This is a genomic window from Citrobacter sp. CK195 (assembly GCF_030333365.1).
Classification (GTDB): domain Bacteria; phylum Pseudomonadota; class Gammaproteobacteria; order Enterobacterales; family Enterobacteriaceae; genus Citrobacter_B; species Citrobacter_B koseri.
Window position 1 is genome coordinate 530,370 of the sequence record NZ_JAOWGB010000025.1, and the last position, 21,807, is coordinate 552,176.

General features: G+C 57.6%; 21 protein-coding genes. 10 read left to right on the plus strand and 11 right to left on the minus strand.

Annotated features, from left to right (window positions below; all coding sequences use genetic code 11):
• Position 1 precedes the first annotated feature (1 nt).
• The 6 genes from OGX93_RS16710 to hycI are packed head-to-tail and all read left to right on the plus strand — an operon-like array spanning position 2 to position 4,844.
• On the plus strand, positions 2-925 hold the full coding sequence (locus tag OGX93_RS16710) for a respiratory chain complex I subunit 1 family protein (RefSeq protein ID WP_012134833.1): 924 nt from the start codon (positions 2-4) through the stop codon (positions 923-925).
• 17 nt (positions 926-942) lie between these two features.
• Entirely contained in the window at positions 943-2,652 is a 1,710-nt protein-coding gene (gene hycE, locus OGX93_RS16715) for a formate hydrogenlyase subunit HycE (RefSeq protein WP_012134832.1), read from the plus strand.
• A 9-nt stretch (positions 2,653-2,661) separates the two neighbouring features.
• Positions 2,662-3,204, plus strand: coding sequence for a formate hydrogenlyase complex iron-sulfur subunit (locus OGX93_RS16720; protein WP_049011105.1), 543 nt, complete (start codon positions 2,662-2,664; stop codon positions 3,202-3,204).
• A complete protein-coding gene (gene hycG / locus OGX93_RS16725) occupies positions 3,204-3,971 on the plus strand; it encodes a formate hydrogenlyase subunit HycG (protein WP_012134830.1) in 768 nt (255 codons plus the stop codon). The genes OGX93_RS16720 and hycG overlap by 1 nt, the downstream gene beginning before the upstream one ends.
• Positions 3,968-4,378 carry a formate hydrogenlyase maturation HycH family protein gene (locus OGX93_RS16730; protein WP_058668007.1) on the plus strand — a complete coding sequence of 137 codons (411 nt, stop codon included), beginning with the start codon at positions 3,968-3,970 and terminating at the stop codon, positions 4,376-4,378. The genes hycG and OGX93_RS16730 overlap by 4 nt, the downstream gene beginning before the upstream one ends.
• Positions 4,371-4,844 carry a hydrogenase maturation peptidase HycI gene (gene hycI / locus OGX93_RS16735; RefSeq protein WP_230010104.1) on the plus strand — a complete coding sequence of 158 codons (474 nt, stop codon included), beginning with the start codon at positions 4,371-4,373 and terminating at the stop codon, positions 4,842-4,844. Before OGX93_RS16730 ends, hycI begins: the two co-directional genes overlap by 8 nt.
• A 101-nt stretch (positions 4,845-4,945) precedes the next feature.
• Here the strand turns inward: hycI and OGX93_RS16740 are convergent, their stop codons facing one another.
• Positions 4,946-6,370 carry a 6-phospho-beta-glucosidase gene (locus OGX93_RS16740; protein WP_286448972.1) on the minus strand — a complete coding sequence of 475 codons (1,425 nt, stop codon included), beginning with the start codon at positions 6,368-6,370 and terminating at the stop codon, positions 4,946-4,948.
• A 22-nt stretch (positions 6,371-6,392) separates the two neighbouring features.
• Positions 6,393-7,847 (minus strand): PTS cellobiose/arbutin/salicin transporter subunit IIBC, encoded by a 1,455-nt coding sequence (gene ascF / locus OGX93_RS16745; protein ID WP_012134826.1) that lies wholly within the window; start codon positions 7,845-7,847, stop codon positions 6,393-6,395.
• Positions 7,848-8,110: 263 nt separating this feature from the next.
• Between ascF and OGX93_RS16750 the strand changes: the two genes are divergently transcribed.
• From OGX93_RS16750 to hypF, 3 genes are all read left to right on the plus strand, one after another.
• The gene (locus OGX93_RS16750; RefSeq protein ID WP_060815973.1) at positions 8,111-9,124 is read left to right on the plus strand and encodes a LacI family DNA-binding transcriptional regulator; all 1,014 of its coding nucleotides are present in this window, start codon (positions 8,111-8,113) and stop codon (positions 9,122-9,124) included.
• A 154-nt stretch (positions 9,125-9,278) separates the two neighbouring features.
• Complete coding sequence (gene hydN / locus OGX93_RS16755) at positions 9,279-9,824, plus strand: electron transport protein HydN (RefSeq protein ID WP_024130889.1); 546 nt, start codon at positions 9,279-9,281, stop codon at positions 9,822-9,824.
• 144 nt (positions 9,825-9,968) lie between these two features.
• Positions 9,969-12,209 carry a carbamoyltransferase HypF gene (hypF, locus tag OGX93_RS16760; RefSeq protein ID WP_286448970.1) on the plus strand — a complete coding sequence of 747 codons (2,241 nt, stop codon included), beginning with the start codon at positions 9,969-9,971 and terminating at the stop codon, positions 12,207-12,209.
• A gap of 257 nt (positions 12,210-12,466) precedes the next feature.
• Here the strand turns inward: hypF and norW are convergent, their stop codons facing one another.
• Positions 12,467-13,600: an NADH:flavorubredoxin reductase NorW gene (gene norW / locus OGX93_RS16765; protein WP_275147520.1), complete on the minus strand. Its 1,134-nt coding sequence runs from the start codon at positions 13,598-13,600 to the stop codon at positions 12,467-12,469.
• Positions 13,597-15,045 carry an anaerobic nitric oxide reductase flavorubredoxin gene (gene norV, locus OGX93_RS16770; protein WP_012134820.1) on the minus strand — a complete coding sequence of 483 codons (1,449 nt, stop codon included), beginning with the start codon at positions 15,043-15,045 and terminating at the stop codon, positions 13,597-13,599. The genes norW and norV overlap by 4 nt, the downstream gene beginning before the upstream one ends.
• Before the next feature lie 185 nt (positions 15,046-15,230).
• Here norV and norR point away from each other — a divergent pair, with 185 nt between their 5' ends.
• On the plus strand, positions 15,231-16,751 hold the full coding sequence (gene norR / locus OGX93_RS16775) for a nitric oxide reductase transcriptional regulator NorR (protein ID WP_012134819.1): 1,521 nt from the start codon (positions 15,231-15,233) through the stop codon (positions 16,749-16,751).
• On the opposite strand, the gene gutQ is transcribed toward norR, so the two are convergent.
• The 7 genes from gutQ to srlA all read right to left on the minus strand — a co-directional run bounded on the left by gutQ (position 16,748) and on the right by srlA (position 21,717).
• On the minus strand, positions 16,748-17,713 hold the full coding sequence (gutQ, locus tag OGX93_RS16780; protein WP_012134818.1) for an arabinose-5-phosphate isomerase GutQ: 966 nt from the start codon (positions 17,711-17,713) through the stop codon (positions 16,748-16,750). The two genes, norR and gutQ, sit on opposite strands and share 4 nt — an antisense overlap.
• Positions 17,706-18,479, minus strand: coding sequence for a glucitol operon DNA-binding transcriptional repressor SrlR (srlR, locus tag OGX93_RS16785; RefSeq protein ID WP_012134817.1), 774 nt, complete (start codon positions 18,477-18,479; stop codon positions 17,706-17,708). The genes gutQ and srlR overlap by 8 nt, the downstream gene beginning before the upstream one ends.
• Positions 18,480-18,552: 73 nt before the next feature.
• A complete protein-coding gene (gene gutM, locus OGX93_RS16790) occupies positions 18,553-18,912 on the minus strand; it encodes a transcriptional regulator GutM (RefSeq protein ID WP_012134816.1) in 360 nt (119 codons plus the stop codon).
• A 101-nt stretch (positions 18,913-19,013) separates the two neighbouring features.
• Complete coding sequence (srlD, locus tag OGX93_RS16795; protein ID WP_012134815.1) at positions 19,014-19,793, minus strand: sorbitol-6-phosphate dehydrogenase; 780 nt, start codon at positions 19,791-19,793, stop codon at positions 19,014-19,016.
• A gap of 18 nt (positions 19,794-19,811) precedes the next feature.
• Positions 19,812-20,174 (minus strand): PTS glucitol/sorbitol transporter subunit IIA, encoded by a 363-nt coding sequence (gene srlB, locus OGX93_RS16800; RefSeq protein WP_012134814.1) that lies wholly within the window; start codon positions 20,172-20,174, stop codon positions 19,812-19,814.
• A gap of 11 nt (positions 20,175-20,185) precedes the next feature.
• Entirely contained in the window at positions 20,186-21,157 is a 972-nt protein-coding gene (gene srlE / locus OGX93_RS16805) for a PTS glucitol/sorbitol transporter subunit IIB (RefSeq protein WP_012134813.1), read from the minus strand.
• Entirely contained in the window at positions 21,154-21,717 is a 564-nt protein-coding gene (srlA, locus tag OGX93_RS16810; RefSeq protein ID WP_012134812.1) for a PTS glucitol/sorbitol transporter subunit IIC, read from the minus strand. The genes srlE and srlA overlap by 4 nt, the downstream gene beginning before the upstream one ends.
• Positions 21,718-21,807: the final 90 nt, after the last annotated feature.

A 21,807-nucleotide genomic window follows, 5' to 3' on the forward strand; every position in this document is an offset into this window, starting at 1 on the left:
AATGAGTGTGTTATATCCGTTAATTCAGGCGCTGGTGTTATTTGCCGCAGCGCCGCTGCTGTCCGGTATTACCCGCGTGGCGCGTGCCCGGTTGCACAACCGTCGCGGGCCGGGCGTTTTGCAGGAGTATCGCGACCTGATCAAACTGTTGGGGCGCCAGAGCGTTGCGCCTGCCGATTCCGGCTGGGTCTTTCGCCTGACGCCGTTTGTGATGGTCGGCGTCATGCTGACTATCGCGACCGCGCTGCCGGTGGTGACGGTTGGTTCGCCGTTGCCGCAGTTGGGCGATCTGATCACCCTGATCTACCTTTTTGCGATCGCCCGCTTCTTCTTCTCTATTGCCGGTCTGGATACCGGGAGTCCGTTTACCGCGATCGGCGCAAGCCGCGAAGCGATGCTCGGCGTACTGGTGGAGCCAATCCTGCTGCTCGGCCTGTGGGTGGCGGCGCAGGTGGCCGGTTCCACGCACATCAGCAATATCACCGACACGATTTACCACTGGCCGGCAGCGCGCAGCATTCCGCTGATGCTGGCGCTGTGCGCCTGCGCGTTCGCCACCTTTATCGAGATGGGCAAACTGCCGTTCGATCTGGCGGAAGCGGAGCAGGAGTTGCAGGAAGGCCCGCTGACCGAATACAGCGGCAGCGGCTTCGCGGTGCTGAAGTGGGGCATCAGCCTGAAACAGCTGGTGGTGCTGCAAATGTTTGTCGGCGTATTCCTGCCGTGGGGACAGATGGAGACCTTCAGCGCGGGTGGGCTGCTGCTGGCGCTGGTGATTGCCATCGTCAAGCTGATCGCTGGCGTGCTGGTGATTGCCCTGTTCGAAAACAGCATGGCGCGCCTGCGTTTTTGCGCCACTTCACGCGTGACCTGGGCCGGTTTTGGGTTTGCGTTTTTAGCATTCGTCTCCTTGCTGGTGGCGTGATTTAAGAGAGTTTGAGCATGTCTGAAGAAAAATTAGGTCAACAATACCTTGCGGCGCTGCACCAGGCTTTTCCGGGCGTGGTGCTGGACGAAGCCTGGCAGACCAAAGATCAGCTGACCCTCACCGTGAAGGTGAACTACCTGCCGGAAGTGGTGGAGTTTCTCTACTACAAACAGGGCGGATGGCTCTCGGTACTGTTTGGCAACGACGAACGCCAGCTGTGCGGCCACTATGCCGTTTACTACGTGCTGTCGATGGAGCAGGGGACGAAGTGCTGGATAACCGTGCGCGTTGAAGTCGATGCCAACAAACTGGAGTTTCCGTCCGTGACGCCGCGCGTGCCGGCTGCGGTGTGGGGCGAACGCGAAGTCCGCGACATGTATGGCCTGATCCCGGTCGGCCTGCCTGATGAACGCCGCCTGGTGCTGCCGGATGACTGGCCGGATGAACTCTATCCGCTGCGTAAAGACAGCATGGATTACCGTCAACGCCCGGCGCCGACCACCGATGCTGAAACCTACGAATTTATCAACGAGCTGGGTGACAAGAAAAACAACGTGGTGCCGATCGGCCCGCTGCACGTCACCTCTGATGAACCGGGTCACTTCCGCCTGTTTGTTGACGGCGAAAACATTATCGACGCCGATTACCGCCTGTTCTACGTCCATCGCGGCATGGAGAAACTGGCGGAAACCCGCATGGGTTACAACGAAGTTACCTTCCTGTCGGACCGCGTGTGCGGCATTTGCGGCTTTGCTCACAGCACCGCCTATACCACCTCCGTCGAGAATGCGATGGGCATCGTGGTGCCGGAACGCGCGCAGATGATTCGTGCCATTCTGCTGGAGGTGGAGCGTCTGCATTCACACCTGCTGAACCTCGGTCTGGCCTGTCACTTCACCGGCTTTGACTCCGGCTTTATGCAGTTCTTCCGCGTGCGTGAAACGTCGATGAAAATGGCGGAGATCCTTACCGGGGCGCGTAAAACTTACGGTCTGAACCTGATCGGCGGGATTCGTCGCGATCTGCTGAAAGAGGACATGATCCAGACCCGTCAACTGGCGCAGCAGATGCGCCGCGAGGTGCAAGAACTGGTGGATATGCTGCTCAGCACGCCGAACATGGAGCAGCGCACCGTCGGCATTGGGCGCCTCGACCCGGAAATCGCCCGCGACTTCAGTAACGTGGGGCCGATGGTGCGCGCCAGCGGTCACGCCCGCGATACCCGCGCCGATCACCCGTTTGTCGGTTACGGCCTGCTGCCGATGGAAGTGCATAGCGAGCAGGGCTGTGACGTCATTTCCCGTCTGAAAGTGCGCATCAACGAAGTGTACACCGCGCTGAACATGATCGATTTCGGCCTGGACAACCTGCCGGGCGGCCCGCTGATGGTGGAAGGCTTTACCTATATCCCACACCGTTTTGCGCTGGGCTTTGCCGAAGCGCCGCGCGGGGATGACATCCACTGGAGCATGACCGGCGACAACCAGAAGCTGTACCGCTGGCGCTGCCGTGCGGCGACTTACGCCAACTGGCCGACCCTGCGCTATATGCTGCGCGGTAACACGGTCTCCGACGCGCCGCTGATCATCGGTAGCCTCGACCCTTGCTACTCCTGTACCGACCGCATGACCGTGGTGGATGTGCGTAAGAAGAAGAGCAAAGTCGTGCCGTATAAAGAACTTGAGCGCTACAGCATTGAGCGTAAAAACTCGCCGCTGAAATAAGGAATCGCCATGTTTACCTTTATCAAAAAAGTTATCAAAACCGGCGCGCCGACGTCGTCATATCCGCTGGAGCCGATTGCGGTTGATAAAAACTTCCGTGGCAAACCGGAGCATAACCCGCAGCAGTGCATTGGCTGCGCAGCCTGCGTCAATGCCTGCCCGTCGAATGCGCTGACGGTTGAAACCTGCCTTGTTACCGGTGAGCTGGCCTGGCAGTTCAACCTCGGGCGTTGCATCTTTTGCGCCCGCTGTGAAGAAGTGTGCCCGACGGCGGCGATTAAACTCTCGCAGGAATATGAGCTGGCGGTGTGGAAGAAAGAGGACTTTCTGCAACAGTCCCGCTTTACGCTGTGCAATTGCCGCGTGTGCAACCGTCCTTTCGCGGTGCAGAAAGAGATTGATTACGCTATCGCGCTGCTGAAACACAATGGCGACAGCCGCGCGGAGCATCACCGTGAAAGCTTTGAGACCTGCCCGGACTGCAAGCGTCAGAAATGCCTGGTGCCGTCCGACCGTATTGAACTGACTCGCCATATGAAAGAGGCCAGCTGATGAGCAATTTATTAGGCCCACGCGACGCCAACGGCATTCCGCTGCCGATGACGGTGGATGAATCCATCGCCAGCATGAAGGCGTCTTTGCTGAAAAACATTAAGCGTTCGGCGTATGTCTACCGCGTGGACTGCGGTGGCTGCAACGGCTGCGAAATTGAAATTTTTGCCACCCTTTCTCCGCTGTTTGACGCCGAACGTTTTGGCATCAAAGTCGTCCCGTCGCCGCGTCATGCGGATATTCTGCTGTTCACCGGGGCGGTGACGCGCGCGATGCGTTCTCCGGCGCTGCGCGCCTGGCAGTCCGCGCCGGACCCAAAAATCTGTATCTCTTACGGCGCCTGCGGCAACAGCGGCGGTATCTTCCACGACCTGTACTGCGTCTGGGGCGGCACCGACAAAATCGTACCGGTGGATGTCTACATTCCGGGCTGCCCGCCGACGCCTGCGGCAACGTTGTACGGTTTCGCGATGGCGCTGGGTTTGCTGGAGCAGAAAATCCACGCCCGCGCGCCGGGTGAACTGGACGAGCAGGCGGCAGAGATTCTGCATCCCGACATGGTGCAGCCGCTGCGCGTGAAGGTGGATCGCGCGGCGCGTCGTCTGGCGGGTTATCGCTATGGCCGTCAGATCGCCGATGATTACCTGACCCAACTGGGGCAGGGTGAACATCAGGTGGCGCGCTGGCTGGAAGCGGAAAACGATCCGCGTCTGACCGAGATCGTCACTCACCTGAATCATGTGGTTGAAGAGGCGCGTATCCGATGAGTGAAACGGTGGTGTTCAGTCAACTGAGCCGTAAGTTTATTGATGAGAACGATGCGACGCCCGCCGAGGCGCAGCAGGTTGTCTATTACAGCCTGGCGATTGGCCACCACCTTGGGGTCATCGACTGCCTGGAAGCGGCGTTAACCTGCCCGTGGGAGGATTATCTGGCGTGGATTGCGACTCTGGAAGAGGGAAGCGAGGCCAGACGTAAAATGGAAGGCGTGCCGAAGTACGGCGAGATCGTCATCGATTTTAACCATGTGCAAATGCTGGCGCGCGCTTTTGACAGCGCGCTCGCTGCGCAAAGCCCGCAACAACAGGCGTGGAGCAAGCTGATGCTGAGTATGCTCCACGATATTCATCAGGAAAGCGCCATCTATCTGATGGTGAGGAGACACCGTGACTGACGTTTTATTGTGCGTCGGCAACAGTATGATGGGCGATGATGGCGCCGGGCCGCTGCTGGCCGAAATGTGCGCCGCGCAGCCTAAAGGCAACTGGGTTGTTATTGACGGCGGCAGCGCGCCGGAGAACGATATTGTCGCGATCCGCGAACTGCGCCCGGATCGTCTGCTGATTGTCGATGCGACCGACATGGGGCTGAATCCGGGCGAGATCCGCATCATCGACCCGGATGACATCGCCGAAATGTTTATGATGACCACCCACAATATGCCGTTGAATTACCTGGTGGATCAGCTGAAAGAGGACGTTGGCGACGTGATTTTCCTCGGCATCCAGCCGGATATCGTTGGCTTTTATTATCCGATGACGCAAGCGATTAAAGACGCGGTTGAGGTGGTTTATCAGCATCTTGAAGGGTGGCAGGGGAATGGTGGATTTGAGCAGTTGGTTGCTGAGGGCGAGGAGTAGGCGTCGTTTGTGATGCCGGATGGCGCTAACGCTTATCCGGCCTACATACGGTGCGTTTTTTGTAGGCCGGGTAAGGCGAAGCCGCCACCCGGCAAAACGGGCTACGCCAGATCTTCCCCGTTACTCGCAATCACTTTCTTGTACCACCAGAATGATTTTTTGCGGGTACGCGCCAGCGTGCCGTTGCCAGCGTCGTCACGGTCGACATACACAAACCCGTAGCGTTTGCTCATTTCGCCTGTCGAGGCGGACACCAGATCGATGCAGCCCCAGGTGGTGTAACCCAGCAGCGGCACGCCGTCTTCAATGGCGTCGGCCATCGCCCGAATATGCTCACGCAGATAGCTGATGCGGTAATCATCATGGATCTCACCTTTCGCGTCCGGCTCATCTTTCGCGCCGAGGCCGTTTTCCACCAGAAACAGCGGCTTCTGGTAGCGGTCATACATCATATTCATAGTGATGCGCAGACCAAGCGGGTCAATCCCCCAGCCCCATTCGCTGACGTCAAGGTGCGGATTGCGCAGCGATTTCACCACGTTGGCGGCGTTGGTGTTATTGGCGTTCATCTCCGCTGAAGCGCAGCGTGACGCGTAGTAGCTAAACGAGACGAAATCGACGGTGTTCTTCAGGATAGCGTCGTCTTCCGGGGCTTTTTCAATCACCACGCCTTTCTCGCGAAAAACGCGGGCGGAATAGGCCGGGTAAGCGCCGCGCGCCTGCACATCAATAAAGAACAAGTTTTCGCGGTCTTTCTCCAGCGCGGTCCAGACGTCCTGCGGTTTACAGGAGTACGGATAAAAATTGCCTCCCGCCAGCATACAGCCGACCTGGTTTTGCGGGTTGACCTCATGGGCGATTTGGGTCGCCAGCGCGCTGGCAATCAGCTCGTGATGCGCGGCCTGATACTTCACCTGATCCTGATTTTCACCTTCCTCAAACACCAGGCCCGCGCCGGAGAACGGGCTGTGCAGCATGATGTTGATTTCGTTGAACGTCAGCCAGTATTTCACCAGACCGTCAAAGGCTTCAAAGCAGGTTCGCGCGTAGCGGGTAAAGAATTCCACCATTTTGCGATTGCGCCAGGAGCCGTACTCCGTCACCAGGTGCATCGGCACATCGAAGTGGCACAGCGTGACCAGCGGCTCAATACCGTACTTTTTACACTCTTCAAACACCGCGCGATAAAACGCGATGCCTTCTTCGTTCGGCGTCAGCTCATCGCCGTCAGGGTAGAGACGGCTCCAGGCGATCGAGGTGCGAAACACCGTGAAGCCCATCTCCGCCATCAGGGCGATATCGTCTTTATAGCGATGGTAAAAATCAATCGCGTCATGGCCTGGATAAAATTCGTCATCCCGCAGTTGAAAGCGTTTCTCCAGCCCCAGTTTTACCGGCATCCGGTGCTCGCCATGCGGGATCATATCGACGGTGCTCAGCCCTTTGCCACCTTCCCGGTATGCCCCTTCAGACTGGTTGGCGGCCAGTGCGCCGCCCCATAAAAATCCTTGCGGAAATACAGACATAGTCATCCTCAATATGCGCCAGTCAGATGCTGGCTTCTTTTGCAGTAGTCGGTTGCGCGGCCTGGTTTTTTCTTGCCTGCGCGGCTGCGTCTTCCACGGGGATATCTTCAAAACCGAGGAGCAGCGTCAGAACAAAAGAGAGCACCACGGCCAGCGCCATCACGCCAAACACCCAGGCGATGGTCATCGGGTTCGCCGGGTCGAAGAACTGGACGCTGGTGAACAGGCCCGGCGCCGCCATCGAGTGGCTGGCAAGCCCGGCCATACCTGCCACCGCGCCGCAGATAAAGCCGCTGATCAGGCTCGCAATCAGCGGACGCTTCAGACGTACCGCCACGCCGTACAGCGCCGGTTCGGAGATCCCCGCCATAATTGCGGAAGCGGCGGCGGCAAGCGCCGTCTGGCGCAGTTCCGGGTTTTTGGTTTTCCATGCGACGGCCAGAGAGGAACCGCCCAGTGACAGGTTAGCGCCAATTTCAGACGGCATGACCATGCCTTCTTTGCCGGTTTCAGCAATGGTCTGGATGATGGTTGGGGTAAAGACGCGGTGCATCCCGGTCATGACCAGCAGCGGCCACAGCGCGCCCATGATGGCGACGGAAAGCCAGCCCAGATAGCCGTGAATGGTGTAAACCAGCGCGGAGATGGCGCTACCGATCCAGATCCCGATTGGGCCGATTAAAACAATGGCGAGCGGGGCGGCGATCAGGACGATCAGCATTGGTTTCAGGAAGTTTTTCGTGACGGCTGGGGTAATGCGATCCACCCAGCGTTCGATATATGAAAGACACCATGTCATCACCAGCGCCGGGATCACCGTGTAGGTGTATTTCACCGCCGTCACCGGGATCAGGGCAAATTCAACGTGTTCACCTTCGGCGGCTTTCGCCATCAGGTCGATAAAACTCGGGTGAACCAGCACGCCTGCGATGGCAATCGCCAGCGACATGTTCGTTTTGAACTTGATTGCCGCTGACGCCGCCACCATCAGCGGCAGGAAGAAGAACGCGCCGTCGCCAATCACCGTCAGGATGGTCAGCGTGGAGGCGCCTTTTTCCAGCAGCCCCGTCATTTCGAGGATCATGGCCAGCAGTTTCAGCATCGATCCGCCGATAATCGCCGGGATCAGCGGGGACATAGTGCCGATCAGCGCGTCAAGTATTCCCGCGCCGATGCGTTTAAAGGTGAGTTTAGGTTTGCCGACGGGCGCTGCGGGCTGCATATCGGTCGGCAGCAGACTAACGACTTCGCGATACGCCTGTGAAACGGTGTTGCCGATAATTACCTGACACTGGTTGTCGCTGCGAACCACGCCGAGAACGCCGCTGAGGGTTTTCAACGTCGCGCTGTCGACCTGCGCGTCATCTTTGAGAACGAAACGCAGACGCGTCATGCAGTGTGTCACGGCGGTGATGTTATCCACACCGCCCAGCGCCGTCACCACGGAGCGCGCCAGTGCCGCATAATTCTTAGACATCGGATTTTATCCTGTTTTATCAATAGGGTAGTTTTATCGTCTTACGCCTTTTCGCTAAAAAACGTGGGCAATGAAACGCAAAATAGGAAACCGGTTCCACAAAATCATGAATAGTTTCACTGAGTGATACAAGATCACAATTCGATCATTTTTTATAATTGTGAGAATGATCACTTGTTGTTTTGGGCGGTGATTTACCATCAAGGACAACAACGGTACGGTGAAGTACACTGCGTGTCATTGAGTGCTAATGGATGAGTAATATGACGACGATGCTGGAGGTGGCGAAGCGCGCCGGGGTGTCGAAAGCGACGGTTTCCCGGGTGCTTTCAGGTAACGGCTACGTCAGCCAGGAGACCAAAGACCGCGTGTTTCAGGCCATTGAAGAGAGCGGCTATCGACCCAATTTGTTAGCGCGCAGTCTGGCGGCGAAGAAAACGCAGACCCTCGGTCTGGTGGTGACGAACACCCTTTACCACGGCGTTTATTTTAGCGAGCTGCTGTTTCATACGGCGCGGATGGCAGAGGATAAGGGGCGTCAGCTTCTGCTCGCGGACGGCAAACACAGCGCGGAAGAAGAGCGTCAGGCGATTCAGTATCTGCTCGATCTGCGCTGCGACGCCATTATGATTTATCCCCGTTTTCTTAGCGTGGATGAGATTGACGACATTATCGACTCACACGCCCAGCCCATTATGGTGCTTAACCGTCGGCTGCGAAGAAACAGCAGCCACTGCGTTTATTGCGACCAGAAGCAGACCAGTTTTAACGCGGTGGAACAGTTGATCGCCGGGGGGCATCGCGAGATTGCGTTTATCACCGGTTCGATGGATTCCCCTACCGGCGTGGAGCGTCTCTCAGGGTATAAAGACGCATTGACGCGACACGGCATCACTATCAATAACGAATTGATTGTCAACGGAAAGTGGACGCCCGCCAGCGGTGCTGAAGGGGTGGATACGCTTCTGGCGCGCAAGGTGAGTTTTACCGCGCTGGTAGCCAGTAATGACGATATGGCGATTGGCGCCATCAAACAGCTACACGAGCGTGGCATGAGCGTGCCTGCGCAGACCTCGGTTATCGGATTCGACGACATCGCGATGGCGCCCTATACCATCCCGGCGCTTTCCAGCGTTAAAATTCCGGTCACGGAGATGATTCAGGAGACGATTGGACGTCTTATCTTCATGCTGGACGGCGGTGAATTTACGCCGCCAAAAACCTTTACCGGTGCGCTGATCCTGCGCGATTCGGCAGCGCCGCTGCCTGCCCGCTGATCCCGCTTTACATTGTCATTTGTCATCGTCATTCGTGACGATGACAGTGCTTGGTCACAACGTCATCATCAAATATCAAGCAATAACAATCAGTTAAAAACTGGCACGATTTATGAATGTTTCGGCACATAATCTGTCATTGCTGGAGAATTTGATGAACCGTTTCATCATTGCCGACGCCAATAAATGCATTGGTTGCCGTACCTGTGAAGTGGCCTGTGTGGTGTCTCATCAGGAAAACCAGGACTGCGCGTCGCTGACCCCTGAAACTTTCTTACCCCGCATCCATGTGATCAAAGGTGTGAATGTCTCCACGGCGACGCTGTGCCGCCAGTGTGAAGACGCGCCGTGCGCCAACGTCTGCCCGAACGGCGCCATCAGCCGTGATAAAGGTTTCGTACATGTGATGCAGGAGCGTTGCATTGGCTGTAAAACCTGCGTGGTCGCTTGCCCATACGGCGCGATGGAAGTGGTTGTGCGTCCGGTGATTCGCAACAGCGGCGCGGGTCTGAACGTCCGGGCGGAAAAAGCGGAGGCCAACAAATGCGACCTTTGCCACCACCGCGAGGCCGGCCCTGCCTGTATGGAAGCCTGTCCGACCCACGCGCTGATTTGCGTCGATCGCAACAAACTTGAACAACTGAGCGCGGAAAAACGTCGCCGTGCGGCGCTGGACTCCTCCGCGTCTTTGCTTTTCTGATTCCTGAAAAACCGCGTAAAATACGGTGGTATTCATGCCGGATGGCGGTCTTGCCTTATCCGGCCTACTGTTCGTATCCCCGGTTTGCCTGATAAGCGTAGCGCCATCAGGCAAACCGGGATAGATGACTGTGGGAACGACTTCATGACAATAAACAACCACTCCGGCGTACAGCTGCGTATTCGTGGCAAGGTACAGGGCGTCGGATTTCGCCCCTACGTCTGGCAACTGGCGCAGCGGTTACAACTGCATGGCGACGTGTGTAACGACGGTGACGGTGTGGTTGTGCGCTTACAGGAAGATCCGGCGGAGTTTATTGTGCAGTTACATCAACATTGCCCGCCGCTGGCCCGTATTGACAGCGTCGAGAGCGAGCCGTTTGCCTGGTCTCAACTGCCTGCCGATTTCTCCATCCGCCAGAGCGCGGGCGGAACGATGAATACGCAAATTGTGCCCGACGCGGCCACATGCCCGGCCTGTCTCGCCGAAATGAATACGCCCGGCGAGCGGCGCTACCGTTACCCTTTTATCAACTGCACCCACTGCGGCCCGCGTTTTACGATCATTCGTGCGATGCCTTACGACCGTCCGTTTACCGTGATGGCATCGTTTCCGTTGTGCAGGAAGTGTGCGACGGAATATCGCGATCCATACGACCGCCGTTTCCACGCCCAGCCAGTTGCCTGCCCGGCCTGCGGCCCGCATCTGGCGTGGCGCTCTGGCAGCGCTCGGGCGGAAAAAGACGCCGCGCTACAGGCTGCCGTCGCGATGTTAAAAGCGGGGGGCATTGTCGCCATCAAAGGTATTGGCGGCTTTCATCTGGCCTGCGATGCGCAAAATGATGAGGCGGTGGCGATGCTGCGGGCGCGTAAACGCCGCCCTGCGAAACCGCTGGCGGTAATGTTGCCGGATGCGGAAGGCTTGCCGGATGCGGCGCGCCGACTGCTGACTACGCCGGCCGCCCCCATCGTGCTGGTGGATAAACAGCATGTCGCGTCGCTGTGCGAGGGGATCGCGCCGGGGCTGGCGGAAGTGGGGGTAATGCTGCCCGCGAATCCGCTCCAGCATCTGCTTTTACAGGCGCTGAATTGTCCGCTGGTGATGACCTCCGGCAACCTTAGCGGTAAACCGCCGGCCATCACTAACCAACAGGCGCTGGACGACCTGAAGGCGATCGCCGACGGTTTTCTGTTGCACAACCGCGATATCGTGCAGCGAATGGATGACTCGGTCGTGCGTGACAGCGGCGAAATGCTACGCCGTTCGCGGGGCTATGTGCCGGATGCGATCGCGCTGCCGCCGGGATTTCACGATGTGCCGCCGATGCTCTGTCTGGGCGCCGATCTGAAAAATACCTTCTGTCTGGTGCGCGGCGAGCAGGCGGTGGTAAGCCAGCATCTGGGGGATCTCAGCGATGACGGCATTCAAACGCAGTGGCGTGACGCGCTGCGTTTGATTCAGAACATTTACGATTTTACGCCGCAACGCGTTGTCTGCGACGCGCATCCGGGCTACGTCTCCAGCCAGTGGGCCAGCGAGATGACGCTTCCGACCGAAACGGTATTGCACCACCATGCGCATGCGGCGGCATGCATGGTCGAGCACGGCTGGCCGTTGAACGGCGGCGATGTGATTGCCCTGACGCTCGACGGCATTGGTATGGGAGAGGGCGGCGCGCTGTGGGGCGGAGAGTGTTTACGCGTTAATTACCGCGAATGCGAGCATCTTGGCGGCCTGCCCGCCGTCGCGCTGGCGGGCGGCGATCTCGCCGCGAAGCAGCCCTGGCGCAACCTGCTGGCGCAGTGTCTGCGCTTCGTTCCTGACTGGCGGGACTATCCAGAAACGGCTGCGCTGCAACGACAGCAGTGGAACGTGCTGGCGCGGGCCATTGAGCGCGGAATCAACGCCCCGCTGGCGTCGTCGTGCGGACGCCTGTTCGATGCCGTCGCCGCCGCATCAGGCTGCGCGCCTGACACGCTCAGTTATGAAGGGGAAGCGGCCTGTGCGCTGGAGGCGCTGGCTTCGCGATGCAATCGCGTTGAACATCCGGTGACGATGCCGGTTAAAAACAACCAGCTGGATTTAGCCACGTTCTGGCGGCAGTGGCTGAACTGGCAGGCCGCTCCCGAGGAGCGCGCCTGGGCCTTTCACGACGCGCTGGCGCATGGGTTCGCCGCGCTGCTGCGCCAGGAAGCGACCGCACGCGGGATCACCACGCTGGTATTCGGCGGCGGCGTGCTGCATAACCGCTTGCTGTGCAGGCGTCTGACGTTCTGTCTTGCTGATTTTACCTTACTGTTCCCGCAGCGTTTACCGGCCGGAGATGGGGGAGTGTCGTTAGGGCAGGGAGCGATCGCCGCAGCGCGCGAGCTGGCGCAGAAATAAAAAAAAGCCCCGGGACTGGCGGGGCGAAACGTGTCGGGGCATACCGACAAGCAGCAGCGCACTTCCGTGTGCGTGAGGTTAATAAATCAGTGGCAGTATCGCCGGATGGCGACGTACAAACAGGCGCTTCCCGTAGGCCGGATCAGGCGTTTACGCCGCCGTCCGGCAAAGATGTTCGAACATCGCCTGATGGCGCTGCGCTTATCAGGCCTACGGCGTCATGATTCGCAGGTCAGCCGCCACCCGGCACAATGAACTTACGCGGGCAGCGTTTTCAGCAGCGCAAAGGCCTCCTTCATACGGTCTTCGCTCACCACAAAGGCGCAAAGCTGACCTTCGGTATTTATGCCTCGGGCGACCATCCCTTCGGACTCCGCCGCAATGTGCCAGTTCAGGTCGCAACGCTGGGTTTCGCCTGCAAGATGTAACGGCAATTCCGGCGTTTTGATTTTCACCAGCATGGCGGGCAGCTTCAGCGGCGCGTTCCCGCCGAGCAGATTTTTCGCCAGATACATGGCGCTTAACTGAATCGGTTGCAGGAAAGGCAGAACCTGGCCGTTAATTTCCGCGCAGTCTCCCAGCGCATAAATATCCGGGTGGCTGGTTTGCAGATAGCTGTCAACGCAGACGCCACGGTTGATGGTCAACCCGGCACGGCGCGCCAGCGCGGTTTCCGGGCGTAGGCCGGTCGCGGCGATGACCGCATCCACCTCTACCTGACGATCGCGATCCAGCGTGGCGCGAATACCGATAGCGGTTTTCTCCAGACCCTGCAACTGCGATTTCAGCAGCAGATGTACGCCCATATCGGTCAGACGATGCTGCAAGCGGCTGCTCACTTCCGGCGGCATCAGCGAGGCCAGAATGCTGGCGGCATTGTCAATCAGCGTGACGGCTTTACCCGCACGGCAGAAATCCATTGCCAGCTCGCTACCAATTAGACCGCCGCCGACGATCAGTACGCGCTGCGCGTCACGCAGTTGCGTTTCGCAGGCGCGATACTCCTGCTGGCTGTTCAGTGTGAGCATTAACTCACGCCCGGAAACCGGCGGAACAAAGGCTGATGCCCCTGTCGCCAGTACCAGTTTGTCGAACTGCCATTGCTTGTCCTGGCTTTTTACCACGTGGGCGTCGGCATCAATGTCCGTAATCCAGGTGTGTGGGAACAGACGCAGATTAAACTGTTCGGCAAACTCCCCCGCCGACTGGCGGGTGAGGTCGTCGGCGCGCTGCGCCTGGCTGATGACGTGACTGAGGTCGGGTTTGTTGTACTCGTCCATACTGTCAGCGGCAATCAGGGTCAGCGCTACGGTCGCGTCCTGTTTACGGATGTTTTTGACTAACTGGCGGGCGGCGAAGCCCGAACCAATAATGACAATTCCCCGGCTCATTTTGCCTCCGTTGCCAACACATCAAAGACGTCTTTACCTAATGAACATTCCGGGCACAGGAAGTTATCCGGTACGTCGCTCCACGGCGTACCCGGCGCGACATCCTGCAACGGCTCACCTTTTGCAGGGTCGTAAATCCACTGGCATACGCTGCACTGCATGCTTGGGCCGAGGTCAGCCGCAGCGGCGGCGGCACAGGCGCACTCTTCTTCCTGGGTTGTCGCTTTCACATTTGTTTCCGGCAGCGGAGCGAGCGCCCACTGACGGGCAATATCGCGGCCGTGCTGGCGGCAAAGTTCCAGGGCATCAATATCAGGACGCCATTTCGCTTTCAGACTCAGTGACATCTCGAAGCCGGCATCTTGCAGACGGGTGGACAGACGGTCTACCGCGCCGCCGCTCCAGCCGTGGGAACCGAAAGCGCTGGCGCGTTTGTTACGAAAGCGCAGGCCAGTCATCTCTTCAACGAGACCGGCGATTTTCGGCATCATCACGTTGTTCATCGTAGAAGTACCGACCAGCACGCCTTTGGAGCGGAACACGTTGGTCAGAATTTCGTTTTTATCGCTGCGTGCGACGTTAAAGATTTTCACCGCCACGTTCGGGTCAACTTCGTTGATGCCTTGCGCAATCGCGTCGGCCATCATGCGGGTGTTGTTGGACATGGTGTCGTAGAAAATGGTGATGCGATCTTCCTGATAATCCGCCGCCCATTTCAGATACAGTTCAACGATCTGGGTTGGGTTGTCGCGCCATACCACGCCGTGAGAGGTGGCAATCATATCTACCGGCAGGTTGAAGCCGAGGATTTCGGTGATTTTTGGCGTGACCAGACGGCTGAACGGCGTCAGGATGTTGGCGTAGTAACGCTGGCACTGCTCGAACAGCTCGGTCTGATCGACTTCATCGTTGAACAGACGTTCATCACAGTAGTGCTGACCGAAAGCGTCGTTACTGAACAGTACCGCGTCGCCCGTCATGTAGGTCATCATGCTGTCCGGCCAGTGCAGCATCGGGGTTTCAACAAAAATCAGCTGCTTGCCGTTGCCGATATCCAGCGTGTCGCCTGTTTTTACGACGTTAAAGTTCCATTCCGGGTGATGGTGGTGACCGGTAATGGAGTCAATGGCGTTTGCGGTGCAGTAGATCGGCGTATCCGGGATTTGCGCCATCAGTTCGGTCAGCGCGCCCGCGTGGTCTTCTTCCGCATGGTTAATAATGATGTAATCAATGTCGGCCAGGTCGATTTCGCTACGCAGGTTTTGCACGAATTCGCGGCTGAATTTATGATCTACGGTATCGATCAGAACATTTTTTTCTTCACGGATGAGATAGCTGTTGTAGCTGCTGCCGCGCAGCGTTTTATATTCGGTCCCGTGAAAATCACGAACTTCCCAGTCACGTTGGCCAACCCAATGAATGTTATTTTTAACCAGAATAGACATAGCAACCTCAGTAAATACAGTTTTTTTAAGAAAGATGTATTGCTAAGAGCAGGATGCGTGCCAACTTTTTAACTGATTGATTTACAATAATTAAAAAATTATACTCATAAAATTATAGTCAAAAAGACTATTCAATTAATTGTCAATATGACACTATTGATTGTCAAAATGACAATGAGGTAGCCATGAGCTTTTCAGTTGATGTCCTGGCGGGCATCGCCATTGAATTACAAAGTGGTATCGGGCATCAGGACCGCTTTCAGCGCCTGATCACCACGCTGCGTCAGGTGCTGGAGTGCGATGCGTCGGCGCTGCTGCGCTATGAGGGGCGGCAGTTTATTCCGCTGGCGATCGACGGCCTGGCGCAGGATGTACTGGGCAGGCGCTTCACTCTGGAAGGGCATCCGCGACTGGAAGCCATTGCCCGTGCCGGGGATGTGGTGCGTTTTCCAGCCGACAGCGACCTGCCGGACCCGTATGACGGACTGATCCCGGATCAGGAGAGCCTGAAGGTACACGCCTGTATCGGGCTGCCGCTGTTCGCCGGGCAAACCCTGATTGGCGCACTCACGCTTGACGGCATGGAACCCGATCAGTTTGATGTTTTCAGCGATGAAGAACTGCGGCTCATCGCAGCGCTGGCGGCGGGGGCGCTGAGCAATGCGCTGCTTATTGAGCAATTAGAAAGCCAGAATATGTTGCCGGGGTCTTCCGCCTCTTTCGAACAGGTGAAAGAAACGCAGATGATCGGCCTGTCGCCAAATATGATGCAGTTGAAAAAAGAGATTGAGATTGTGGCGGGGTCGGATCTCAACGTGCTGATCAGCGGCGAAACGGGAACCGGGAAAGAGCTGGTGGCGAAAGCGATTCATGAAGGCTCGCCACGGGCGGTGAACCCGCTGGTGTATCTGAACTGCGCCGCGCTGCCGGAAAGCGTGGCGGAGAGCGAGCTTTTCGGCCACGTCAAAGGGGCGTTTACCGGGGCAATCAGCAACCGTAGCGGTAAGTTCGAAATGGCCGATAACGGCACGCTGTTTCTTGATGAGATTGGCGAGCTGTCGCTGGCGTTGCAGGCGAAACTGCTGCGCGTTTTGCAGTATGGCGATATTCAACGCGTCGGGGACGATCGCAGCCTGCGCGTCGACGTACGCGTGCTGGCGGCGACTAACCGCGACTTACGTGAAGAGGTGCTGGCCGGGCGTTTTCGCGCCGACCTGTTCCACCGTTTGAGCGTGTTCCCGCTCTCCGTGCCGCCGCTGCGTGAGCGTGGTGAGGATGTGGTCTTGCTGGCCGGGTATTTTTGCGAACAGTGCCGCCTGCGGCTGGGGCTTTCCCGCGTGGTGCTGAGCCCGGGGGCGCGTAGCCATCTGCTGAGCTATGGCTGGCCGGGAAACGTTCGCGAACTGGAACATGCGATCCACCGTGCGGTGGTTCTGGCAAGAGCGACCCGGGCGGGGGATGAGGTGGTGCTGGAAGCGCAGCATTTTGCCTTACAGGAGGAGGTTTCTCCCGCTCTGCCTGACGACAGTACGCCGACGCTACCGGCAAATCACAATCTGCGCGACGCGACCGAGGCTTTCCAGCGGGAGATGATTCGCCGTGCGCTGGCGCAAAATAACCACAACTGGGCCGCCTGCGCGCGAGCGCTGGAGACAGACGTCGCCAACCTGCATCGGCTGGCGAAGCGTCTGGGGCTGAAAAGTTAGATGATGCCTGCCTGGTAGAAGTCTTGCAGGTTGATTGCGCCGGTGAGTTTACCGTTTTCATCCACCACCGGCGCGGCGGTGATCTTGCGCTTCATCAGAAGTTCTTTGGCATCGATGGCGCGGCTCTGCTCCTGCAACGTAATGCCGTTGTGGGTCATCGCTTCGCTGACCGGCGTAGCCAGCGTGCCGCCGCCAACCAGCCAGCGGCGCAGGTCGCCGTCGGTAAAGACGCCTTTTACAACGCGCTGCGCGTCGCATACCGCAACCAGACCTAACCCGGTACGGCTCAGCTCCAGCATGGCGTCCATCACGCTGGTGGTGAGCTGAACCTGCGGCACCGCATCGTCACGGCGCATCAGGTGATGGACTTTGTTGAGCAGACGCGCGCCCAGCGCCCCGGCAGGGTGTGAACGGGCGAAATCCTCTTCATTGAAACCGCGCGCCTGCATCACCGCCATAGCCAGCGCGTCGCCCATCATCAGGGTGTTGACGGTGCTGGAGGTCGGCGCCAGGTGCATCGGGCAGGCTTCACGCTCAACGGAGATATCCAGCACAGCCTTTGCCGCCAGACCCAGCGGGGAGGTTGGCTTTCCGGTCATCGCCAGCAGGGTTATCGATTTATCTTCCAGGCGCGGAATAATGAGATCCAGCTCTTTCGCTCCGCCGGAATAGGAGATGAACAGCATCACGTCCCGGCTTTCGATCATGCCGAGATCGCCATGTAACGCTTCTGCCGGGTGGACAAAGAACGCGGGCGTTCCTGTACTGGCGAGAGTCGCGGCGATTTTCTTGCCGATATGGCCTGACTTGCCAATACCGGAGACAATCACTTTGCCTTCGCAGTGGAGGATAGTATTGGCGGCACGGACAAAATCATCGCCCAGGCGTTCCGGCAGACGGCTTGCTTCCTGTAACTCCAGCAGTAATGTCTGGCGACCCGCGTTCAGTAATGCATCACTCATTGGTTTCTCCGGTTATGATCACTTCAATCCCTTTTGCTTCCAGCGCCTGACGAAACGCGGGGTCGATACCCGCGTCGGTAACCAGTTTGTCGACGCTTTCCAGACTGCACACAACGTTGGGGCTTTTACGCCCAAATTTTGAGGAGTCCGCCATCAGAATCACTTCGCGCGCGGCATTGCACATCGCTTTGCTGACGGTATAGACCTCATTAAAGGTGGTCACTCCGGCATTGAGATCGATGCCGTCGGTGCCCATGAACAGTTTATCAAAACTGAACTGCTCAAAGGCGTTTTCTGCCAGCTGACCGTGAAATGACGCAGATTTTTTGCGGAATGTGCCGCCGGGCATCAGGATGGTCTGCTCGTTGTCCAGCTCCGAAAGGGCGTTAACAATGTGCAGGCTGTTGGTCATGACGGTGATATTGCTAAAGCGGGTAAGCATCGGCACCATCTGCAACACGGTGCTTCCGGCATCAAGGATGATGGAGTCGCCATCGTGGATAAACTGAACGGCCGCTTGTGCGATCAACGCCTTTTTATGGGTGTTGATCAGCGTTTTGTGATCGATAGGCGGGTCGGATTCATCTTTATTCAACACCACGCCGCCATACGTGCGAATAACGGTTCCGGCATTTTCCAGAATGACCAGGTCTTTGCGAATGGTGGTGCCCGTGGTGTCAAAGTACTGGGCCAACTCCTCAACCGAGCATTTTCCCTGCTTTTGCAGATGCTCCAGAATAGCAGCCTGACGCTGACGTGGTTTCATAGGCGTAATTACCCTGACTGATGTATAAGTTGTGAAATGATAATTTCGCAAGCAATTAGCATTCACAACGAAATTACCCATGTTTCAGTTTAAGCGCTAATGATAGTGCATTCTGTGAGAGCGAATCATGGGGAAAGATCACATCAGGCTGTAATTCATCAAGATGTTTGCCCTGTATTGCGGGAATTTTAACCGGTCGGGCAAAGACGGTGAGACCTTTCATGAATAAGGTATCCGTGACGCGCTGCTGGTCATCCAGTGCGATGGCGACCACCACTCGCGGTTTAAAGCGTCCGCCGGAGCGCCCGACGCCCACTCGCCCTCGTTGGCAAAGTTTGTCAAACGCCCGGTTAAAGCGGGAGATTTGCCAGCCGCCCAGCGCCAGTTGCGCACACCAGGCGATAACGGCGACGGTGATCAGTGCGGAAACCATAATGCGCTCCTTTGATTTTGCCGGATGGCGGCTGCGCCTTATCCGGCCTACATAATATTCGTAGGCCCGGTAAGCGCAGCGCCACCGGGCAATCATACCTCTTAAAACATCACCTGACCGCCGGTTACATTGATGGACTGTCCGGTGCAGTACGACGCCTTTGCGCTGGCGTAAAACAGCAGCATGTCCAGTACGTCCTGATAATCGCAGCCGCGTTTTAACGGAACTTTGTCGATGTAATACTGCTCCACTTCGTCCGGCTTGATGCCAAGCTTGGCGGCGTATTGCGGCAGCAGCGACTGGAACATTGGTGATTTCAGCAGGTTGCCAAGCATCAGCGAATGCACGGTAATGCCGTATTCTGCCAGATCCAGCGCCAGCGACTGGGTTAAGCCCACGCCGCCGAACTTCGCCGCGCTATAGCCGGAGTTGTGTTTACTGCCCACTTTCCCGGACTTGGAGTTGATCTGGATAATACGTCCCTGAATGCCGTCGCGGATCATCAGGCGGGAGAATTCGCGAGCGCAAAGGAAATACCCCACCAGATTCACCTGTAGCGAACGGTCGAAATCGCCGAGCTGGAAGTCGCTGATAAACGCCGCTTTGGCGATGCCCGCGCTGTAGACCAGCAGATCAACCCGGCCAAAAATTTCATCGACTCCGCGAGAGAGCGCCAGAACGCTCTGCTCGCTGGTGGCATCGGCGCCAAAACCGTACGCCATGCCTTCGCCAAACGCGGCGTTAATCTCCTGCGCCACATTTGCGGCTTTATCACTCTGAATATCCACAACGGCGACGCGATAACCAACCTCTGCAAGCCCACGGCAGAGGAAGGCCCCCAGGGTCTGGCCTCCACCAATGACAACGGCAACCTGATTCATTTTTCTCTCCTTAAACCTTTAAGCCACAAACTTCAAAATACAGCCCGGCGCGATGTCATCCGGTACTGGCCCCGCAACGTGTACGGTGCCGGGAAATTCCGCCTCGTTCAGCCCGTCGAAGCGCAGGGTGATATGCCCCAGTTCACGCAGATTCTGCTCGGCCACGCTGCCCACAGCAGTCACCGGATAGCGATGCTCACCCAGCTGAAACTGTGCGCCGGGTTGCAGCGTGCCGTTCAGCTCGCCGTGGCAGTGGATAAAGCAAAACGCTTCGATATCCGCAGGCGCGCCTTCACGAAAGGTAATCAGCATTCTGTCGCAGAGCGCGTCCGGCGCGCTCTCGCCGATACGGGTGATGGTGGTCTGGTAAATCACGGTCATCTCTGAACCTCTTATTGATAAATAAAGCCGGAAACAAACCAGGCGATGAGAACGGTAGGCGCGCCGGTCAGGAAGCGGCTCACCAGCACGGAAGGCACGCCGACGCGAACGGTGTCCTGGCGGGCCTCCGCCAGCGATAAACCGACCGGAATAAAGTCGCACGCGGCCTGAGCGTTAATCGCGAACAGCGCGGGCAGCGCCAGATGGGGAGGGATATTACCCAGGCCAATCTGCACGCCAATCAGCACCCCGATAACCTGGGCGATCACCGCGCCAGGGCCGAGGAAGGGCGACAGCAGCGGGAATGAACAGATGAGCGCCAGCGTGACCAGCCCCAGCGGATGGCTGGCAAGCGGCGCCAGGCCGTGAGCGATCCAGTCGCCGAGACCGGAGGCCATAATGATGCCGATCAGCGCCGAGACGAAGGCCATAAACGGCAGAATGGTTTTCAGCACCGTATCGATGGTGTCGCGCCCGGACTGGAACAGCACCGCTACTGCTGAGCCCATCCCCATACCGACTTTCGCCAAGAGGCCATCGCTCTGTTCGGTGATTTTTTTGCTGGCGTCGTAATCGCGGCCCGCAGGCGAGGCGACAGGCTGCGCGTTTGCAGGCGCCTCGCCGCTCAGCGTGATGTTCTCTTCTTTCACCCCGGAGACGTAAATATCTTCCATGATGTATTGCGCCAGCGGCCCCGACTTCCCGGTAGAGTGGATGTTGATGGTTGGAATGCGCCGCTTCGGATAAATCCCGCAGCGCAGCGTGCCGCCGCAGTCGATGATCGCCGCGCCGATCTCTTCCTCAGGCGGTTCGCCCTCTTTAAAGCCATCCACCGCCTGCCAGCCTGTCAGTTGCGCCAGTTTGTCGACAATCCCCGGACGCGTCCCGGCGGTGATGTAGACGATTTTCTTTCCGGGGGTTGCATCCAGTTCAAGCGGGCCGCCCCAGCCACCGGTGCCTTTCTCAATACGAATACGCGTCATGATGTTGCTCCAGCCAGGTGGACTTTCTGCTCAAGTTGAATGCCCATTTTTTTCTCAAAGATGGATGTAGTGAGGTCAGTCACCCAGCCACGGAAGAAGTTGGTGACCAGACCGACCAGCAGATAGCTGACGGCGAGCGGGCCAAGCGGGAGGCCGAGTGTCGTCAGGCCGCTGGCGATGCCCAGGTAAACAAACAGTTCGCCGGGGTTGATGTGCGGGAACAGTCCGTTCATCGAGTGGCAGCTGTAGGAGGCCGCCGCGTAGTAACTGGGCTTGTATTTTTCTGGCATAAAGCGGCCCAGACTCAGCGTCATCGGGTTACAAAACACAAACGTACCGATGCACGGCAGCAGCAGGTAACGGGATAACGGGTTCCCGGCGCAGCGCTGGGCAAAACGTTCAATACGCTGCTGGCCAATGAAGTTTATTAAGGCATTCATGATGACCAGCAGGCTTATCAAAAGCGGAAGGATGCCGGTCACCATACTGGTGAACACCTCTCCGCCTTTCTGGAACAGCCCGATAAACCACTCCGCACCATGTGTAATGGTTTCGATCATTGTTCTCTCCTGTAGGGTTTGTTGTTATCTTGCCAATTGGTGAGTTATTTTAATCAGATCGAAAGATTTAAAAGTGTTATTTTGATCTAA

What these genes read in the sequence shown, in the direction of transcription:
- OGX93_RS16710 (WP_012134833.1), top strand. Translation starts at nt 2, where the DNA reads ATGAGTGTGTTATATCCGTTAATTCAGGCGCTGGTGTTATTTGCCGCA.
- hycE (WP_012134832.1), top strand. Translation starts at nt 943, where the DNA reads ATGTCTGAAGAAAAATTAGGTCAACAATACCTTGCGGCGCTGCACCAG.
- OGX93_RS16720 (WP_049011105.1), top strand. Translation starts at nt 2,662, where the DNA reads ATGTTTACCTTTATCAAAAAAGTTATCAAAACCGGCGCGCCGACGTCG.
- hycG (WP_012134830.1), top strand. Translation starts at nt 3,204, where the DNA reads ATGAGCAATTTATTAGGCCCACGCGACGCCAACGGCATTCCGCTGCCG.
- OGX93_RS16730 (WP_058668007.1), top strand. Translation starts at nt 3,968, where the DNA reads ATGAGTGAAACGGTGGTGTTCAGTCAACTGAGCCGTAAGTTTATTGAT.
- OGX93_RS16740 (WP_286448972.1), bottom strand. Translation starts at nt 6,370, where the DNA reads ATGTCTGTATTTCCGCAAGGATTTTTATGGGGCGGCGCACTGGCCGCC.
- ascF (WP_012134826.1), bottom strand. Translation starts at nt 7,847, where the DNA reads ATGTCTAAGAATTATGCGGCACTGGCGCGCTCCGTGGTGACGGCGCTG.
- OGX93_RS16750 (WP_060815973.1), top strand. Translation starts at nt 8,111, where the DNA reads ATGACGACGATGCTGGAGGTGGCGAAGCGCGCCGGGGTGTCGAAAGCG.
- hydN (WP_024130889.1), top strand. Translation starts at nt 9,279, where the DNA reads ATGAACCGTTTCATCATTGCCGACGCCAATAAATGCATTGGTTGCCGT.
- hypF (WP_286448970.1), top strand. Translation starts at nt 9,969, where the DNA reads ATGACAATAAACAACCACTCCGGCGTACAGCTGCGTATTCGTGGCAAG.
- norW (WP_275147520.1), bottom strand. Translation starts at nt 13,600, where the DNA reads ATGAGCCGGGGAATTGTCATTATTGGTTCGGGCTTCGCCGCCCGCCAG.
- norV (WP_012134820.1), bottom strand. Translation starts at nt 15,045, where the DNA reads ATGTCTATTCTGGTTAAAAATAACATTCATTGGGTTGGCCAACGTGAC.
- norR (WP_012134819.1), top strand. Translation starts at nt 15,231, where the DNA reads ATGAGCTTTTCAGTTGATGTCCTGGCGGGCATCGCCATTGAATTACAA.
- gutQ (WP_012134818.1), bottom strand. Translation starts at nt 17,713, where the DNA reads ATGAGTGATGCATTACTGAACGCGGGTCGCCAGACATTACTGCTGGAG.
- srlR (WP_012134817.1), bottom strand. Translation starts at nt 18,479, where the DNA reads ATGAAACCACGTCAGCGTCAGGCTGCTATTCTGGAGCATCTGCAAAAG.
- gutM (WP_012134816.1), bottom strand. Translation starts at nt 18,912, where the DNA reads ATGGTTTCCGCACTGATCACCGTCGCCGTTATCGCCTGGTGTGCGCAA.
- srlD (WP_012134815.1), bottom strand. Translation starts at nt 19,793, where the DNA reads ATGAATCAGGTTGCCGTTGTCATTGGTGGAGGCCAGACCCTGGGGGCC.
- srlB (WP_012134814.1), bottom strand. Translation starts at nt 20,174, where the DNA reads ATGACCGTGATTTACCAGACCACCATCACCCGTATCGGCGAGAGCGCG.
- srlE (WP_012134813.1), bottom strand. Translation starts at nt 21,157, where the DNA reads ATGACGCGTATTCGTATTGAGAAAGGCACCGGTGGCTGGGGCGGCCCG.
- srlA (WP_012134812.1), bottom strand. Translation starts at nt 21,717, where the DNA reads ATGATCGAAACCATTACACATGGTGCGGAGTGGTTTATCGGGCTGTTC.